We start from the raw sequence: 15,331 nt of genomic DNA on the forward strand, positions 1-15,331 counted from the left end.
CGTGGACAGCACCGAGCGGCCCCGCGGGCCGCGCCTCGAATGGACCGTCGTCCCCAGCGACATCGGTCCCCTGCTCCTGGCCGCGACCCCGGAGGGGCTGGTCCGGGTCGAGTTCCACGCCGGGCCGGACCGGATCGACGCGATGATCGGTCCGCTCGTCTCCCGGCTCGGTGCCGACGCCCGGCGGCCCGCGCCGGGCGCGGAAGTGCTGCTGGCCGAACCGCTGCGGCAGCTCCGGGCCTACTTCGCCGGCACCCTGCGGCGCTTCGAGCTGCCGCTGGACTGGCGGCTCAGCTCCGGCTTCAACCGACAGGTCCTCCGGGAGCTGGACCGTTCCGTGCCGTACGGGGCCGTCGTCGGTTACGGGGAGCTGGCCGCCCGGGTCGGCCAGCCCGGAGCCGCCCAGGCCGTGGGCAACGCCATGGGGTCGAACCCGCTCCCGCTGGTGGTGGCGTGCCACCGGGTCGTGGAGAACGACGGGGGCATCGGGGGCTTCGGCGGCGGGGTGGAGACCAAGCGCCTGCTGCTCGCCCTGGAGGGCGTCCTGCCGCAGCCCCTGTTCTGACGGCCCGGGGCCGCGGCCGGGTCGGCGCCCGGCGCGATGCCCAGGTCAGTGCCCGGATCGGTCCGGTGCCCAGATCGGTCCAGTGCACGGGTTGGTCCAGAGCCCGGATCGGTCCACTGCCCGGGCCGGTCCACTGCCCGGGTTGGTCCAGTGCCCGGGCCGGTCCAGTGCCCGGGCCGGGGCCGGGCCGGGGCCGGGGCCGCGCCCCGGGTCGGTCCCCCGGGTCGGGTCGGTCCCCCGGGTCGGGGCGGGGGACGTCGGCCTTCCTGTTCCGCGGCGTGGAGCGGGGTGCGAGACTGCCGCGGTGACCCCTGCCGCCGTCCCCGCCACCGCCCCCGTCCCGCGTTCCTGTCCGGGGTGCGCGGCGTGACCTCCTCGCCCCGTACCGACCGGACGGCTCCGCCCGTCGCCCCGGCGGACCTCGTCCGGCTGCGGCGCCGCACCTCCGGGGTGCTGATCGCCAGCCAGGCGCTCGGCGGGCTCGGCGTACCGATCAGCATCGCCCTGGCGCCCGTGCTGGCCACCGAGGTCAGCGGTACCGAGGCGCTGTCCGGGCTCGCCTCCACCGCCTCGGTGGTGGGCACCGCCCTCCTCTCGCTCCCCCTCGCCGCGCTGATGACCGCGCGCGGCCGCCGGCCCGGCCTGGTCCTCGCGTACGCGATCGGCGCGGCGGGCGCGGCCCTCGTCGTCCTCGCCGCCACCGTCCGGAACTTCCCGCTGCTGCTGCTCGGCATGGCCGCCTTCGGCGCCGCCTCCTCGGCCAACCTCCAGGCCCGGTTCGCCGCCGCCGACCTCGCGGCCCCGGACCACCGGGCCCGGGCGATCTCGGTCGTCGTCTGGGCGTCCACCGTCGGCGCGGTGCTCGGGCCGAACCTGTCCGCCCCGGCCAGCCGCAGCTTCGCCGGTACCTCCATACCCGAGACGGCGGGGCCGTTCGTGTGGGCCGCCGCCGTCTTCCTGCTGACCGGCACGCTGATCGCCGTACTCCTGCGGCCGGACCCGCTGCTGACGGCCCGGGCCCTGGCCGCGCCCGGGGAGCAGACCCGGGAGGGCCGCTCGCTGCGCGCCGGGATCGCCGCCGTGAAGGCCTCGCCGCGGGCGCGGCTCGCCCTCCTCACCGTCACGGTCTCCCACACCACCATGGTCTCGATCATGATCATGACCCCGATGGACCTGGGCCACCACGGCGCCGGGCTGGAACTCGTCGGGCTGGTGATCAGCGGTCACATCGCGGGGATGTTCGCCTTCTCCCCCGTGATGGGGTGGCTCGCCGACCGCCTCGGGCGGCTGGCGGTGATCGGGCTGGCGGCCGGGCTGCTGTCGGTCGCCGCGCTGCTCGCCGGGACGGCCGGGCCGGACCACGGCCAGAGCGCCCTCGGCCTGTTCCTGCTCGGCCTCGGCTGGTCAGCGGGGATGGTGTCCGGATCCGCACTGCTGACGGATTCGGTGCCGCAGCCCGCGCGGGCCGCCGCGCAGGGCCTGAGCGACCTGACCATGAACGCCGCGGCCGGCCTGGGCGGCGCGGCCGCCGGGCTCGTCATGGCGCAGGCGAGCTACGGCTGGCTGAACGCCATCGGCGCCGGGCTGCTGCTGCCGATGGCGGCGCTCGCACTGTTCACCGCGCGCCGCCACCCCGTACCGGGGCCCGCGGACCTGGACGCCAAAAGGCCCGTGGGCGCCGAGGACCGAGAAGACCCCGGGGGCCTCAGTAGCTGATGTGGTAGGCCTTGCGGAGCGTCTCGTGCACGGTCCAGGTGGTCCGGTCGCCCTCCCGCAGCACGCACGCCGAGCCCGGCCCCACCTCCAGGGTTCCGCCGCCCTCGACCTCGATCGTGGCGCGGCCGCTGACCACCACGAACAGTTCGTCGGCCTCGGTGTCGGTGACCACCCCCGGGGTGATCTGCCAGATCCCGCGGATCTGCTTGCCGTCCGGTGACTCCCACAGCACCTTGCCCGTCACGACCGGCTCGCCCGCGAGGATCTGACCGGGGTCGAGCTCCTCGGCCTCCAGCTCGGCGTCGGGGACGTCCGGCAGGCTGACGGCGAAGGACGCGGGCCCGGTGGGCGCGGCGGGCCCGGCGGAAGCGGGGCCGGCGGCGGGCGCGGCGGCGTGGTGGTCACTGGTGCTCATGGCGCGCCAGCCTAATCCCGGCCGCCCGCGCCGCGCGGTGGCCACAGCGTCCAGGAACGGCCCGGCCCACGCGTCACCCTGTCCAGCCCGGCCGCGGCGGGGGCGCTACTCGGACAGCTTGGGACGGGAGGGGCGGAAGGGCGTTTGGGGGCCCGGATCCCGTGCCATGGATGGGGACATGTCACAGCACACAGCATCCGAGGTCCCGGTCCTGTCGGCAGAGGTGCGCGAGGCGCTCGACCGGGGGCGGCCCGTCGTGGCGCTGGAGTCGACGATCATCGCGCACGGCCTGCCCCGCCCCCGCAACCTGGCCGTGGGCGCCGAACTGGAGGCCCTGGTCCGGGCCGAGGGCGCCGTTCCGGCGACGGTCGCGGTGGTGGACGGGGTGGCGTACGCGGGCCTGGACAAGGCGCAGCTGGAGCGGATCGCCGGGGGCGAGGGCGTGCGCAAGCTCGGCCACCGGGACCTGGCGCCCGCGCTCGCGACGGGGGCGACCGGCGCGACGACGGTGTCCGCGACGGCGTTCCTGGCCGCGCGGGCGGGGCTGCGGGTCTTCGCCACCGGCGGGCTGGGCGGCGTACACCGGGAGTGGGCGCAGACCCAGGACGAGTCGGCGGACCTCGCGCTGCTGGCCCGGACGCGGATCACGGTGGTGTGCGCGGGGGTGAAGTCGATCCTGGACGTACCGGGGACGCTCCAGCGGCTGGAAACCCTGGGGGTGGGGGTGCTCGGCTACCGGACGGACCGGTTCCCGGGGTTCTACCTGGCCGACTCCGGCGAGCCGGTGGACTGGACCGTGCACCGGCCGGAGGAGGTCGCGGCGGTGATGGCCGCGCAGGACGCGCTCGGCGGACCGGAGTCGGCGCTGCTGGTGGCCAATCCGGTGGCGGAGGCGGACCAGCTCGATCCGGAGCTGCACCGCCGGGTGCTGGCGGAGGCGCTGGCCGCGTGCCGCGGGCGCGGGATCACGGGGCAGGCGGTGACGCCGTTCCTCCTGGGGTTCCTGGTGAAGGCGACGGGCGGGGCCTCCCTGGAGGCGAACCTGGCCGCGGTACGGGGCAACGTGCGGCTCGGGGCCGCCATCGCGGGGGCCTGGGCGGCGCGGGCATGACGGGACGGCCGGCACGGAACGGCGCAGGCAGGACGGGGCCGGGGCGCGGGGCGCTGCTGGTCGTCGGGGACGTGGTGACCGACGTGGTGGCGGTCCATCCGGAGCCGCTGGCGCCGGGCACGGACACGGCCGCCCGCATCCGCACCCTCCCGGGCGGCGCCGGGGCCAACGCGGCCTGCTGGGCGGCCCGTACGGGGGCCGCGGAGGTGCGCCTGCTGGCGCGGGTCGGCGCCGAGTCGGCGCCGTGGCACGAACGGGCGCTGCGGGAGGCGGGGGTGCGGCCCCGGCTGGTGGTCGATCCGGCCGAGCCGACCGGGACGGTGGTCGCGCTGGTCGGCAAGGACGCGGAGCGGACGTTCCTGACCGACAGCGGCGCCTCGCTGCGGCTCTCCCCCGCCGACTGGGCGCCGGACCTGCTGGACGGGGTGGCCCACCTGCACCTGTCCGGGTACCTGTTCTTCGCCGGGAGCAGCCGGGACCTGGCCCTGGTCGCGCTGCGGGCCGCCGCGGCGCGGGGGGTTCCGGTGAGCGTGGACCCGGCCTCGGCGGGGTTCCTGGCGGCGCTGGGGCCGGACCGGTTCCTGGACGCCGTGGCGGGGGCGGCCGTGCTGCTGCCGAACGAGGACGAGGCGCGGCTGCTGGCCGGGCTGCCGGAGCCGGCCGGGGTGGGCCGGGCGGCGGCGGAGCTGAGCCTGCGGGTGCCGCTGGTGGTGGTGACCCGGGGCGCGGCCGGGGCCCTGGTGGCCGAGCGGGGGCGGATCACCGCCGAGGTCGAGGCGGCGCCGGCCGAGGCGGTGGACTCCACGGGCGCGGGCGACGCGTTCACGGGCGGCTTCCTCGCGGCCCGGCTGGGGGGCGCCGACCCGGCGGAGGCCGCCCGCGCGGGCTGCCGGGCGGCGGCGTCGGCGGTCACCCGGCTGGGGGGCCGGCCGGGATAGGCCGACGCGGGACGGGCGCGCGGGCGGGCGGCGCGGCTCGGACGCGGGCCCGGACCCGGGCGGGGGCGGGCGCCGCGGCCGCCGCGGACCCGGGCGGGGGCGGGTGGCCCGGCCCCTGCCAGGACGGCAGGCAGACGCGTACGTCCGGGCGGGCCGACCGTGTCAGCCGCCGCCGTCCCCGGCGCCGGCCCCCGTGCCGCGGATGCCGGTCCAGGCGGGGTGACGGGGGTCGTCGGCGCGGACCACGGCGTCGGCCGCCGACGCCGGGTCGGTGTCGGCCTCGTAGCGGGCGAAGGCGGGCAGGGTCCAGCGCTCCGACTCCCCCGTACGGCGGGCCAGCGCGCCCGGGGAGAGGCGGACGTGGACGCTCAGGTCGAAGGGGAACCAGTGGCCGAGCAGCAGCGGTCCGTGCACGATCACCACCGCGCCGGGCGGGAGGTGCGCGTACGGGCTGCGGGTGGCCCGGTCGGTGACCGGGTCCCAGAGGTCGGGAAGCACCCGGCCGGTGCCGCCGGGGTCCGTCGGCCCGAACACCTCCCGCCAGAGCGCGGCCGTGTCGTACCAGCCGCCGAGGTAGGAGTCCACGTCCTCGCGGCCGAACTCGTACCGCAGGGAGGCCGGCCGCAGGAATCCCGCGACCGGGACCACCAGCACCGAACGGCCGCGCGGGCGCAGGGCGTCGGCGAGCGCCTGTGCGAGCACGCCCGTCCCGGCGGCGGGCGCGCCGTCGATGCCGACGCGCTGCCAGGCGCCTTCCCCGGGGGCGGCCGCGGCCTCGTCGAGGTGACCGGCGAGCCGCTCGGCCATCCGCTGCCATGTGATCGCTTCCAGCTGCACCCGTCCATTGTCAGTGGCGGCCCTTAGCTTTTTCACGAGGGATCACCGGCGGACAGGAGCCGGCGGCCCGACCTTGGGGAGGGGTCTGTCATGGCTCGGGAGACGACGTACCTGGAGCTGTCGCAGGAGGACGGCGCCGCGCACAAGTTCTACGAGGTGACGGTCGACGGCACGGACGTCACCGTGCGGTACGGGCGCATCGGTGCGGACGGCCAGGTGCAGAGCTCCTCGTTCCCCACGGCCGAGAAGGCCCGGGCGGCCGCGGCGAAGAAGGTCGGGGAGAAGGTCCGCAAGGGGTACGCGACGGCCGTGCGGGGTCAGCGCAGCGCCCGGTCGGTGACCCGCCGCCAGGTCACCTCGGCTCCGTCCACGGCGCGTTCGGTGGCCCCGGTCCTGTGGCGCTTCCGCACCGGATCCTCGGCGTTCGGCATCCACGTGGACGAGGACCGCTGCTGGGTGGGCAACCAGGCCGGGGACGTCTACACGCTGAGCCACGGCGGCGAGGTGCTGGCCCGGTACTCCCTGCCGGACGGCGTGAAGTGCCTGGTGGCGGACGAGTTCTGGATCTACGCGGGCTGTGACGACGGCACGGTGTACGACCTGTCCTCGAAGGTACCGTTCGGGGCCTACGACATCGCCGCGGACGTGGACATCTTCTGGCTCGACATCCGCGAGGGCGTGCTGAACGTGTCCGACCGCAGCGGCGGACTGACGGTCATCGACCACGAGGACGAGTTCCAGTGGTCGCGGCGGTCGGGCGGCTCCAACGCCTGGATGGTCAGGGCCGACGAGCGGGGGGTCTACCACGGGCACGGCAACGGCGTCACGGCCTACGCCGCCGACGGCGGGCGGGAGTTGTGGCACACCGACACCGGTGGCTCCGTGCTGTTCGGCTGGCAGGAGGAGCACGCGGTGTACGCGGGTACCGCGCGGCACGCGGTGAAGCGGCTGTCGAAGGCCACCGGCGCGGTGGAGGCCTCGTACCTGTGCGACGCGGCCGTGTACTCGTGCGCGACCTCCCCGGACGGCAGGCACGTCTTCGCCGGCGACTACTCCTCGTCGGTGTACTGCTTCGACGCGGACGGGCGGCGGCTGTGGAAGCTGGGCACCGGGTGCGGGTCCGCCCTGTCCATGCAGTACCTGGACGGCCGGCTGTACCTGGTCACCACGGACGGTTCGCTGGTCTGCGTGGACGCGAGCGAGCAGGCGATCGAGGCCGCCCAGCAGGGATCCGTTCCGGCGGCGATGGACGTGAAGTCGGCGGCGGCGCTGCCCGTGTACACCCCGGCCGCGTCGGCCTCGGCGGTGGCGACGGTCTCGGTGGCCGCGGCCCCGGCGGGCGGCGTGGTGGTGGAGTGCGTCCAGCAGGGCGGCAGGATGCGGGTGCAGGTGGTGTCGGGCGGCTTCGAGCCCTCGTGGAACGTCCAGTTCCCGCGCGGGATACGGGAGGCGGGCGCCCGGTACGTGGTGGACGGGCTGCACCCGTCCTCGGGGGGCTTCTACCGGGTGCGCGGGGAGATACGCCGCCTGGTGTGAGCCCGGGGGCGCGGGGCGGAGGGCCGAGAGGCCTGCTCAGGGCGCGTGTCCAGAGCGCGTGTTCAGGGTGCGTGTTCAGAGCGCGAGTTCACGGCTCAGGGTGCGTGTTCGCGGCACACCGCGCGCGTGACCCCGTGCGGGGCGGGCGTGGCTATGGCGAAGGGGGTCCCGGCCCGCGCGCGGATCCCGGGGGTCACGTGGAGCACGACCGGCTCGCTGCCCAGATTGTGGCCGAGGTGGACGTGGTCGATGCCGGCCGGTTCGACGAAGGCGGATCCGGCCCGGTGCACCACGACCGTGCGGTCGTGCAGGACCCGGGTCAGCGTCCCGGCACGGACGACGGCGTTCAACGGGACGCGGTGGTAGTGCCAGCCGGTGCAGCCCCCGGGCGCGATGACCACCTCCCGGCCCGCCGTCGCCGGAGCCATGCGCGCCCCCGCGGGCCGTACCGTCGCCTGCCGCCCGCCCATGCGCCCTCCCCGGCCGGACCGGTCCCGGTCCGCTCGCCCCCACCGTAGGAGGACCTCATCCCATCCCCAAGGAATCGATGAAACACCAACCTCCCCGCTCCATCAGGTGATAGAGGGCCCGCACGGCGGTATCACAGCGGTATGAGCCTGGTGGTGTTCGAGTCCACGAAGCGGATCAACTGCGCCGAGTGCCGGCAGGGCCCGCTCCGGCACCTCGTGCGCGAGTGCGGCGTGCCGCGCTGTCTGGACTGCGCCGACCTGGGGCACCTGGTCTTCCTGCCCCGCGGGGACGCGGCGCTCACCCGCCGTTCCCGCGAAGCCAGTTCGCTCTCCGCCGTCGTCGTCCGCTTCGACAGGCGCCGGCGGCGCTACGAGCGCCGGGGCCTCCTCGTCGAGGACGCGGCCCTGGCCCGCGCGGAACTCGCCTGCCTCGCCGACGCCGAGGCCCGGGCCCGTCGCCGGGAGCGCGACCGGCTGCGCCGCGCGGCCGAGGACGTCCGGTTCACCGCCGCGTTCGCGGCGGAGATACGGCGGTTGTTCCCGGGCTGTCCCGCCGACCGGGCGCAGGCGATCGCCACCCACGCCTCGGTGCGGGGCAGCGGCCGGGTGGGGCGCAGCGCGGCCGGCCGGGCGCTCGACGAACCGGCCGTCTCGGTCGCGGTCCGCGCGGCGGTGCGGCACGTCGACACCGAGTACGACGCCCTGCTGATGGCGGGGGTCCCCCGGTTCGCGGCCCGCGCCCGGCTGGCCGCGCAGATCGACGCGGTCCTCGACGGCTGGCGTACGGCGGGGGTCAGTTGAGGCGGAACCGGCGGTAGAGCAGCACCCCGCCCAGCATCAGCGCTCCCCCGCCGGGCAGCAGGTAGCCGACGCCGTCGGCCCCGGTGTGCGCGAGCGCCTCGCCGAGCCGCGACTCGGCGGGCCGGGGCGCGGCGGGCCGGGGCGGCACGGTCCGGGTCTGCGGCGCCGGCGGCGTCACGGGCGGCTTCACGACGGGCGGCTGGACGGGCTTGGGTCCGCTGGGCGTCTCGCCGTTGACGGAGGTGTTGCCGGTCGAGGGGTTTCCGATGCCGACGACGTTGACGGAGTTGCCGCTCACGTTGAGCGGCAGGTCGATCGGCAGCTGGAGGCCGTTGCCGGACAGCACCCCGGGCGAATCCTTTGCGCGCCCGTCGGCGACCGCCCCGCCGCCGTGACCCGCCGTGTTCGACCCCGAGTTCGAGGCGTGTCCGGACCTCGGCCCCGGATGGTCCCGTCCGCTTCCTGGCGCCTCGTTGGCACATCGGTTCCCGGCGGCCGGGTTGAGCACGCCGACCACGTTGACGGTATTGCCGCACAGGTTCACCGGTGTGTTCACGGGCAGCTGCACCAGGTTCCCGGAGAGCAGCCCCGGGGATCGCTCGGTCTTCCCGGCCGCGTCCGCGTCGGCGTGGGCCAGGCCACCCACACCCGCGACCGCCAGCCCACCTCCCGCAACCACCGCCGCGATCAAGCCGTTCCGTCGACTGTGACGCATCAGTTTCCCTGCCTTCCGGAGGAGTCCACGGGTGTTGCACCCGTACCGGAACAACGCCCCTGAACCCATTCGGGTTATAGCGGCCATGGGCATTTCACCCCATCGTGTACGGGGTACTGCCTACGTCATGACTGAGCGCCCGCTGCTCCTCCTCGACGTCGACGGCCCCCTCAACCCGTTCCGGTCGCGCCTCGCCGGCCTGCGCGGTTACGCGGGCCACCGGATGCGCCCGGAGATCTGGATGTCCCGCAGGGCACCCGGCTCCCGCAGCGCCCGCCGGGGCCTGAAGGTCCGCCTCCACCCCGCCCACGGGGCGCGGTTGACAGCCCTGCCGTACGAGCTCGCCTGGGCCACCACGTGGATGCACCAGGCCAACACGATGATCGCGCCGCACATCGGGCTTCCCGGCGACCTGCCCGTCGTCGAGTGGCCGGAATTGTTCGCTCCGGACCCCGAGGGCCTCTCGTGGAAGACCCGCGCCCTCGTCGACTGGGCGGCCGGGCGGCCCTTCGCCTGGGTCGACGACATGATCAGCCCCCTCGACCGCGCCTGGGTCGCCGCCCACCACCCGGCCCCGGCCCTGCTCCTGCGCGTCCACCCCCGGTACGGCCTGCGCGACCGGGACTTCACCGCGCTGACCCGCTGGGCGGCGGACCTCAGCCCAGCAGGGCGGTGACCGGGTCTGCGGAGGGGCGGCCCGTGGGCCACCAGTCCTCCGTGTCCGGGCGGGACTCGTAGGCGTACCAGACGCCGTCGCGGCCGAGACGGAGCTGGCGCGTACCGGACGTGAGGCGGTTGCGGTCGGGGCGGAAGGAGCCCCTGGCCGCGGCGAGGAGCGCCGGGCGGGCCCGGTCGAAGGGGCCGGCCGGCGGGTCCCACGGCTCTTCGAGGGCGGCGAGTGCGGAGCGACCGCCCTGGCGCCAGGCCGCCGCCGCCCGGGCGAGGTCGGTGGTGGTACGGCCGGTGGCGCGGGCGAGGTCCCGGTACAGGGTGCGGGCCGCGCCGGTGAGGCCGGCGGTGGGGTGCGCGGAGGCCAGCCGGACGGCGTCCTGCCAGAGCCCGAGGCCCTCGATGGGATCCTCGCCGGTGGTCAGGAGGGCCAGGGCGCGGGCGGCCGCGTCGGAGGCGAGCTGGTCCAGGGCCAGCGGGTCGGGGGCCGCCGGGTCGGCGGGGTAGGCCGGCGGCAGTCCGGCCGCGGCGGGCACGGCCGAGGGCGCCGGGAGCGGCGGCAGTCCGGTGCGGGCCAGCGCCGCGCGGGCCGGTACCCCGGGGAAGTGCGGGGCGGTGTCGGGCTGTTCGCGGGCCGCGTGGGCGGCGTTGCGGCGGGTGAGCTCGTCCAGCAGCTCCCGTTCGCCGCGGCCGCGCAGGAGCAGCAGGACGAACGGGTCCTCGTCGAAGAGGCGGGCCGCGCGGTAGCAGAGGGCGGCCGCGTGCTTGCAGGGCGGGCGCGCGACGTCCGGGCAGGAGCAGCGCGGGGAGAGTTCGCCCGCGCCGGGCAGGATCGTCCCGGCGAGGGTCTGCGGGACCTCCCGTTCCAGGAGGGCGGCGAGCGCGGCGGGGTCGGCCGCGACCGCCTCCAGGAGCTCGCTCCACTCCGCGTCCGCGAAGGCGGGCAGGGCCAGTTCGGTGCGGTACGGACGGGCCCGGCTGCCCCGCACGTACGCCACGATCCTGCCGGGGGTGACCGTGACCGCGTCGACGTGGCCCTCGGCGGCGTACGTACGGCCCCGGGCCAGGCGGGCCGCGTCGCGGGAGGCCTCCTCCAGCGCGGTCACCCAGGCCCGGCCCCACCAGCTGGCCGCCTCCGTCCCCGCGGGGAGGGTCTCGAAGGTGCGGCGGCGGTCGTCCCGCGCGGTGATCACTCGGGCCTGCGCAGGGAGACGAGGTCGGCCAGCTCGCGGTCGGTCAGCTCGGTCAGCGCCGCCTCGCCGGAGCCGAGGACCGCGTCGGCCAGGGCCCGCTTCGCCTCCAGCATCTCGGCGATGCGGTCCTCGACGGTGCCTTCGGCGATGATCCGGTGGACCTGTACGGGCTGGGTCTGGCCGATGCGGTAGGCGCGGTCGGTGGCCTGTTCCTCGACGGCCGGGTTCCACCAGCGGTCGTAGTGGACGACGTGTCCGGCCCGGGTCAGGTTCAGTCCGGTGCCGGCCGCCTTGAGGGACAGCAGGAACACGGGCACCTGCCCGTCCTGGAAGCGGTCGACCAGCTCCTCACGGCGCGGCACCGGCGTCCCCCCGTGCAGCAGCTGGTGGGAGATGCCGCGGTCCGTCAGGTGCCGCTCGATGAGCCGGGCCATGGTCACGTACTGGGTGAAGACCAGGACCGAGCCGCCCTCGGCGAGGATCGTGTCCAGCAGCTCGTCGAGCAGGGCGAGCTTGCCCGAGCGGTGCGGGATCCGGGGGCGGTCCTCCTTCAGGTACTGCGCGGGGTGGTTGCAGATCTGCTTGAGGGAGGCCAGCAGCTTCATGATCATGCCGCGCCGCTCGATGCCCTCGCTGGACCCGATGACGGCCATCGCCTCGTCCACCGCCGCCTGGTAGAGCGAGGCCTGCTCACGGGTGAGGGAGACCGGGTGGTCCGTCTCCGTCTTCGGCGGCAGCTCGGGCGCGATCCCGGGATCGGACTTCTTGCGGCGCAGCAGGAACGGCCGGACGAGCGCGGCGAGCCGGGCGACCGCCGCTTCGTTCCCGCCGTCCTCCTCCTGCTGGTGCTCGACGGGCCGCGCGTGGCGGGCCCGGAAGGTGGTGAGGGGGCCCAGGAGCCCGGGGGTGGTCCAGTCGAGCAGCGCCCACAGCTCGGAGAGGTTGTTCTCCACCGGGGTGCCGGTGAGCGCCACCCGGGCGGGCGCCGGGATCGTCCGCAGGGCCTTGGCGGTCGCCGAGTGGGGGTTCTTGACGTGCTGGGCCTCGTCGGCGACGACCATGCCCCAGCGCTGCTCGGCGAGGAGCGGAGCGCTGGCCCGCATCGTCCCGTACGTGGTGAGGACGAACCCGCCGTCGCCGGACGCCGCGCCGTCGAGGCTGCGGCTGCCGCCGTGGAACCGGCGCACGGGCGTACCGGGGGCGAACCGCTCGATCTCCCGCTGCCAGTTGCCCAGCAGGGACGCGGGACAGACCACGAGCGTCGGCTCGGGGCGGTCCCGGTGCAGGTGCAGGGCGATCAGCGTGACGGTCTTGCCGAGGCCCATGTCGTCGGCGAGGCAGCCGCCGAGGCCGAGCGAGGTCATCAGGTCCAGCCAGGCCAGGCCGCGCGCCTGGTAGTCGCGCAGGGTGGCCTTGAGCGCGGCGGGCTGCGGGAGCGGTGCCAGCTCGGCCGTCAGCCGCTCGCGCAGGGCGGCCAGCGCCCCCACCGGGACCACCTCGACCGGTTCTCCGGCGATCTCGGCCGTCCCCGAGAGGGCGGCCGCCAGCGCGTCCACCGGGTCCAGCAGGCCCAGTTCCCGTTTGCGGGCCTTGCGCACGAGTTCCGGGTCGACCCGAACCCACTGGTCCCGAAGGCGCACCACGGGCCGGTGGGCCCGGGACAGGGCGTCCATCTCCCCCGGGGTCAGCCGGTCGCCGCCCAGGGCCAGCTCCCAGGAGAAGGCGAAGAGGTGCTCGGCGTCGAAGAAGGCGGTGCCGTCGGTGGCGGAGCCGGGCGCCGTGGACCGTACGACGGCGGTCGCCGACAGCGTACGGGCCAGCTCGCGCGGCCAGTGGACCAGGACGCCGGCGGCCGCCAGCCGGGTCGCGGCGGCGCCCAGCAGGTCCTCCAGCTCCGGGTCCGAGAGGGCGAGCGCGTCGGGGACGGGCTGGTCCAACAGCCGCAGCAGCGGCGGCCACACCCGCGCGGCCCGGCGCAGCGCGAGCACGGCGTCGATCCGGGCCCGGGGCCCGAACCCGGCGGCCGCCGTGCCCGCCCACAGCGTCGCGGCGTCGGCGACCAGGGTGGGGTCGGCGAGGCTGTGCACCTGGACCACGGCGGCGCCCGCCCGCCGGACGTCCTGCGCCTCGGCCTCGTCGAAGAGACGGAACGAGGACAGGTCGAGCCGGAGCGAGACCCCCACGCCCGTGTCGGACCCGGCCGCCACCTGGGCGGCCCAGTCCTGTATCCCGGGCACCCGCTGCGGCTCCCGGGCGGCGAACGGCCGCCCGGCGGCCACGCCCGCGGCGGGCGTCCGGGGCAGGCTGTCGGCCACGGCGTCGAGGAACGCGCGCACCAGCGCCTCCGGCTCGGGCAGCTGGAGCGGACGGCGGCCGGTCAGCGGGGTGGCGTACCCCTCGTGCGGCAGGGCGGCGGCCACCGCCCGGAGGTGGTCGACATCGGCGGCTTCGAGCGGACCGGCACGCCACGCGTCGATCCCCTCGGGGGTCAGACCGGGGAGCAGCCGGCCCCGGGCGGCCAGGGTGAGCGCCTGGACGGCGGCGGTGCCCCAGGCACGGGTCGCGGGGTGCGCGGCGGGGCTGCGGGGCGCCCCTGCGAGCAGCGGCAGGGCGGCGGTCACGGACAGGCTCACGGAGGGCACGGTCCGGCTGCGCACCCCCGAGCCGGACGGGCGCACGACGGTGAGCGGAGCCGGGCGGCCCGCCTCGGGCAGATCGTCCCCGTCGGGCGCCCAGAAGGCCACGCGGCCCTCACGGGGGACGGCGGCGGGCAGGAAGACGGCGGCATGGCGCAGCAGCGCACGCGCGGCGTCCGACGGCTGCGGCTGGCGCTGTCCCGACGGCTGCGGCTGCGTCGGCTGCCCGTGCGGCTGCGGATGCCGTCCGCGCGGCTGCGACGGCCGCGACGGCTGCGAGGGCCGCGGCCAGGCTCCTGACGGCTCCGATGTCGTCCTCACCCCGTCCCTCCCTCCCCTCGTCGCTACGCATCCCGGTCCGGGTCCGGTCCATGTCCGGTCCAGGTCCCGGCCCGGTCCGGCGCGGGTCTCCTGTGCCGCCGAGTCTAGGCGCGCCCACTGACAACGCCGCTGACCTGCACTGATAGCAGAGCCTGGGAGGCAGGGGCCCGGTTCAGCGTGCCCAGCGGCCCTGGTCCGACGCGTACCCGTACACCGGCCGTCCCGTCGCGGCGCTCGTACGCAGCGGGCGGCCGTTGTCGTCGATGCGCAGGCGCCCGGAACCGGTGGGTCCGGTGTAACGCAGGTCGAGGTACCAGTCGCAGTCGCATCCCGTGGTGGCGGCCTCCACCCGCAGCACCACCGGGTCGGCCGCCGAGACGCGCATCGGGAAGGCGGGCGCCCGGATGCGGCCCTCGGAGTCACCGCCGTCGACGGGCCGGGCCACGGGGCGCGGGGCATCCAGGTTGACGGCGTAGACGGCGGGGGTGAGCGCCCCGCCGCAGCCCGGCGACATCTGGTAGACGTTCCAGGCCGGCGGGGTACGGCGCGCCGCCACGCGTACGTCCAGGCCCTCCAGGACCACCGTGCCCGTCCCCGCGCCGTGCACCGTGACCTCGATGATCTGCTGCCCGGCGTGTACGGCCCGCTGCGCGGAGGCCCAGGCCGGCGCGTCCGCCTCCACGGGCGGCGGGGGCACCGTGCCGGGACCGCGCTCGGTCAGGTAGGCGTGGTCGCACCCCGCGGCCCAGACGTGCGACCGGACCGCTGCCCTGACCGGCACCGCCGGGGCCTGGACCGGCCCCGAGGCCGGCGGAGCCGACGCCCCGGGCTGCTGACCCCCTGCGGAGGCGGCCGCCGACGCGGATCCCGGAGCCGGCGCCGGTCCGTGTGCCGGGTCCGAGGGCGCCGCCGAAGGCTCCCCGGAGCCGGGGGCGGAGGGCGTCCCCCCGGGCGGCGGCGTGTGTCCCGGTCGCGCGGCGGCCGACGGGCCCGCGACCGTCCCGGTCGGCGTGCCGGGCCGCTCCGGGCCGGCCGCGGCCAGCGCCGCCACGGCGACCACGCCCGCCGCCACCCCGGCGGCGGCGACCGCGGCCGCCCGGCGCCGGTACCAGGGCAGCCGGGCCCCCGGCTCCGGCGGATCCAGGTCCACCACGTCGGCCAGCCCCACCTCCGCGCCCGCCGCGACCCCACCGCCGCCCTCGCCCGAGCCGGGCCCCTCGCCCCGCCCCCGGCCCTGACCCGTGCCGGTGCCCTCGCTCGGGCCCCGGCCCCTGCCCTCACCCCGGCCGCGGCCCTCGTCCACGTCCGTGTCCGTGTCCGTGCCGGTGCCCGTGCCCTCGCTCGGGCCCCGGCCCCCGCTCACACCCCGGCCGCGGCCCTCGTCCACGTCCGTGTCCGTGCCCCCGCC

The 15,331-nt window shown here is 76.7% G+C and carries 14 protein-coding genes; 7 read left to right on the plus strand and 7 right to left on the minus strand.

The window, feature by feature from the left end; translation table 11 throughout:
- The first annotated feature begins 1 nt into the window (after nucleotide 1).
- A complete protein-coding gene (locus ACFWW8_RS00600; protein ID WP_386522193.1) occupies nucleotides 2-565 on the plus strand; it encodes a methylated-DNA--[protein]-cysteine S-methyltransferase in 564 nt (187 codons plus the stop codon).
- A 366-nt stretch (nucleotides 566-931) separates the two neighbouring features.
- Complete coding sequence (locus ACFWW8_RS00605; RefSeq protein WP_386521673.1) at nucleotides 932-2,281, plus strand: MFS transporter; 1,350 nt, start codon at nucleotides 932-934, stop codon at nucleotides 2,279-2,281.
- On the opposite strand, the gene ACFWW8_RS00610 is transcribed toward ACFWW8_RS00605, so the two are convergent.
- Nucleotides 2,271-2,696 (minus strand): cupin domain-containing protein, encoded by a 426-nt coding sequence (locus ACFWW8_RS00610; RefSeq protein ID WP_386521675.1) that lies wholly within the window; start codon nucleotides 2,694-2,696, stop codon nucleotides 2,271-2,273. The two genes, ACFWW8_RS00605 and ACFWW8_RS00610, sit on opposite strands and share 11 nt — an antisense overlap.
- A 178-nt stretch (nucleotides 2,697-2,874) precedes the next feature.
- Between ACFWW8_RS00610 and ACFWW8_RS00615 the strand changes: the two genes are divergently transcribed.
- Both ACFWW8_RS00615 and ACFWW8_RS00620 read left to right on the plus strand, forming a co-directional pair.
- Nucleotides 2,875-3,807 (plus strand): pseudouridine-5'-phosphate glycosidase, encoded by a 933-nt coding sequence (locus ACFWW8_RS00615; protein WP_386521677.1) that lies wholly within the window; start codon nucleotides 2,875-2,877, stop codon nucleotides 3,805-3,807.
- The gene (locus ACFWW8_RS00620; protein ID WP_386521679.1) at nucleotides 3,804-4,745 is read left to right on the plus strand and encodes a carbohydrate kinase family protein; all 942 of its coding nucleotides are present in this window, start codon (nucleotides 3,804-3,806) and stop codon (nucleotides 4,743-4,745) included. The genes ACFWW8_RS00615 and ACFWW8_RS00620 overlap by 4 nt, the downstream gene beginning before the upstream one ends.
- 162 nt (nucleotides 4,746-4,907) lie before the next feature.
- On the opposite strand, the gene ACFWW8_RS00625 is transcribed toward ACFWW8_RS00620, so the two are convergent.
- Nucleotides 4,908-5,582, minus strand: a complete 675-nt coding sequence (locus tag ACFWW8_RS00625) for a uridine kinase (protein ID WP_386521682.1) — start codon at nucleotides 5,580-5,582, stop codon at nucleotides 4,908-4,910.
- Nucleotides 5,583-5,672: 90 nt separating this feature from the next.
- Between ACFWW8_RS00625 and ACFWW8_RS00630 the strand changes: the two genes are divergently transcribed.
- Nucleotides 5,673-7,118: a WGR domain-containing protein gene (locus ACFWW8_RS00630; RefSeq protein WP_386521686.1), complete on the plus strand. Its 1,446-nt coding sequence runs from the start codon at nucleotides 5,673-5,675 to the stop codon at nucleotides 7,116-7,118.
- 95 nt (nucleotides 7,119-7,213) lie between these two features.
- Here the strand turns inward: ACFWW8_RS00630 and ACFWW8_RS00635 are convergent, their stop codons facing one another.
- Nucleotides 7,214-7,546, minus strand: a complete 333-nt coding sequence (locus tag ACFWW8_RS00635; RefSeq protein ID WP_386521689.1) for a cupin domain-containing protein — start codon at nucleotides 7,544-7,546, stop codon at nucleotides 7,214-7,216.
- Nucleotides 7,547-7,729: 183 nt separating this feature from the next.
- Between ACFWW8_RS00635 and ACFWW8_RS00640 the strand changes: the two genes are divergently transcribed.
- Entirely contained in the window at nucleotides 7,730-8,389 is a 660-nt protein-coding gene (locus ACFWW8_RS00640; protein ID WP_386521692.1) for a DUF2293 domain-containing protein, read from the plus strand.
- Here the strand turns inward: ACFWW8_RS00640 and ACFWW8_RS00645 are convergent.
- Nucleotides 8,382-9,068: a chaplin gene (locus ACFWW8_RS00645; protein ID WP_386521694.1), complete on the minus strand. Its 687-nt coding sequence runs from the start codon at nucleotides 9,066-9,068 to the stop codon at nucleotides 8,382-8,384. The two genes, ACFWW8_RS00640 and ACFWW8_RS00645, sit on opposite strands and share 8 nt — an antisense overlap.
- Before the next feature lie 163 nt (nucleotides 9,069-9,231).
- Here ACFWW8_RS00645 and ACFWW8_RS00650 point away from each other — a divergent pair, with 163 nt between their 5' ends.
- Nucleotides 9,232-9,780 carry a hypothetical protein gene (locus ACFWW8_RS00650; protein ID WP_386521697.1) on the plus strand — a complete coding sequence of 183 codons (549 nt, stop codon included), beginning with the start codon at nucleotides 9,232-9,234 and terminating at the stop codon, nucleotides 9,778-9,780.
- Here ACFWW8_RS00650 and ACFWW8_RS00655 read toward each other — a convergent pair.
- From ACFWW8_RS00655 to ACFWW8_RS00665, 3 genes are all read right to left on the minus strand, one after another.
- Complete coding sequence (locus ACFWW8_RS00655) at nucleotides 9,761-10,966, minus strand: SWIM zinc finger family protein (RefSeq protein ID WP_386521700.1); 1,206 nt, start codon at nucleotides 10,964-10,966, stop codon at nucleotides 9,761-9,763. The genes ACFWW8_RS00650 and ACFWW8_RS00655 overlap by 20 nt on opposite strands.
- Complete coding sequence (locus ACFWW8_RS00660; protein WP_386522196.1) at nucleotides 10,963-13,764, minus strand: SNF2-related protein; 2,802 nt, start codon at nucleotides 13,762-13,764, stop codon at nucleotides 10,963-10,965. Before ACFWW8_RS00660 ends, ACFWW8_RS00655 begins: the two co-directional genes overlap by 4 nt.
- A gap of 331 nt (nucleotides 13,765-14,095) precedes the next feature.
- Nucleotides 14,096-15,331, minus strand: a 1,236-nt coding sequence (locus tag ACFWW8_RS00665) for a transcriptional regulator (protein ID WP_386521703.1), incomplete at its 5' end; no start/stop codon positions are given.

Origin of the sequence: Streptomyces sp. NPDC058701, from assembly GCF_042715295.1 — a bacterium.
Classification (GTDB): domain Bacteria; phylum Actinomycetota; class Actinomycetes; order Streptomycetales; family Streptomycetaceae; genus Streptomyces.

Coding starts and splice junctions, on each gene's coding strand:
- ACFWW8_RS00610 (WP_386521675.1), bottom strand. CDS start 2,696: ATGAGCACCAGTGACCACCACGCCGCCGCGCCCGCCGCCGGCCCCGCT.
- ACFWW8_RS00615 (WP_386521677.1), top strand. CDS start 2,875: ATGTCACAGCACACAGCATCCGAGGTCCCGGTCCTGTCGGCAGAGGTG.
- ACFWW8_RS00620 (WP_386521679.1), top strand. CDS start 3,804: ATGACGGGACGGCCGGCACGGAACGGCGCAGGCAGGACGGGGCCGGGG.
- ACFWW8_RS00630 (WP_386521686.1), top strand. CDS start 5,673: ATGGCTCGGGAGACGACGTACCTGGAGCTGTCGCAGGAGGACGGCGCC.
- ACFWW8_RS00635 (WP_386521689.1), bottom strand. CDS start 7,546: ATGGCTCCGGCGACGGCGGGCCGGGAGGTGGTCATCGCGCCCGGGGGC.
- ACFWW8_RS00640 (WP_386521692.1), top strand. CDS start 7,730: ATGAGCCTGGTGGTGTTCGAGTCCACGAAGCGGATCAACTGCGCCGAG.
- ACFWW8_RS00650 (WP_386521697.1), top strand. CDS start 9,232: ATGACTGAGCGCCCGCTGCTCCTCCTCGACGTCGACGGCCCCCTCAAC.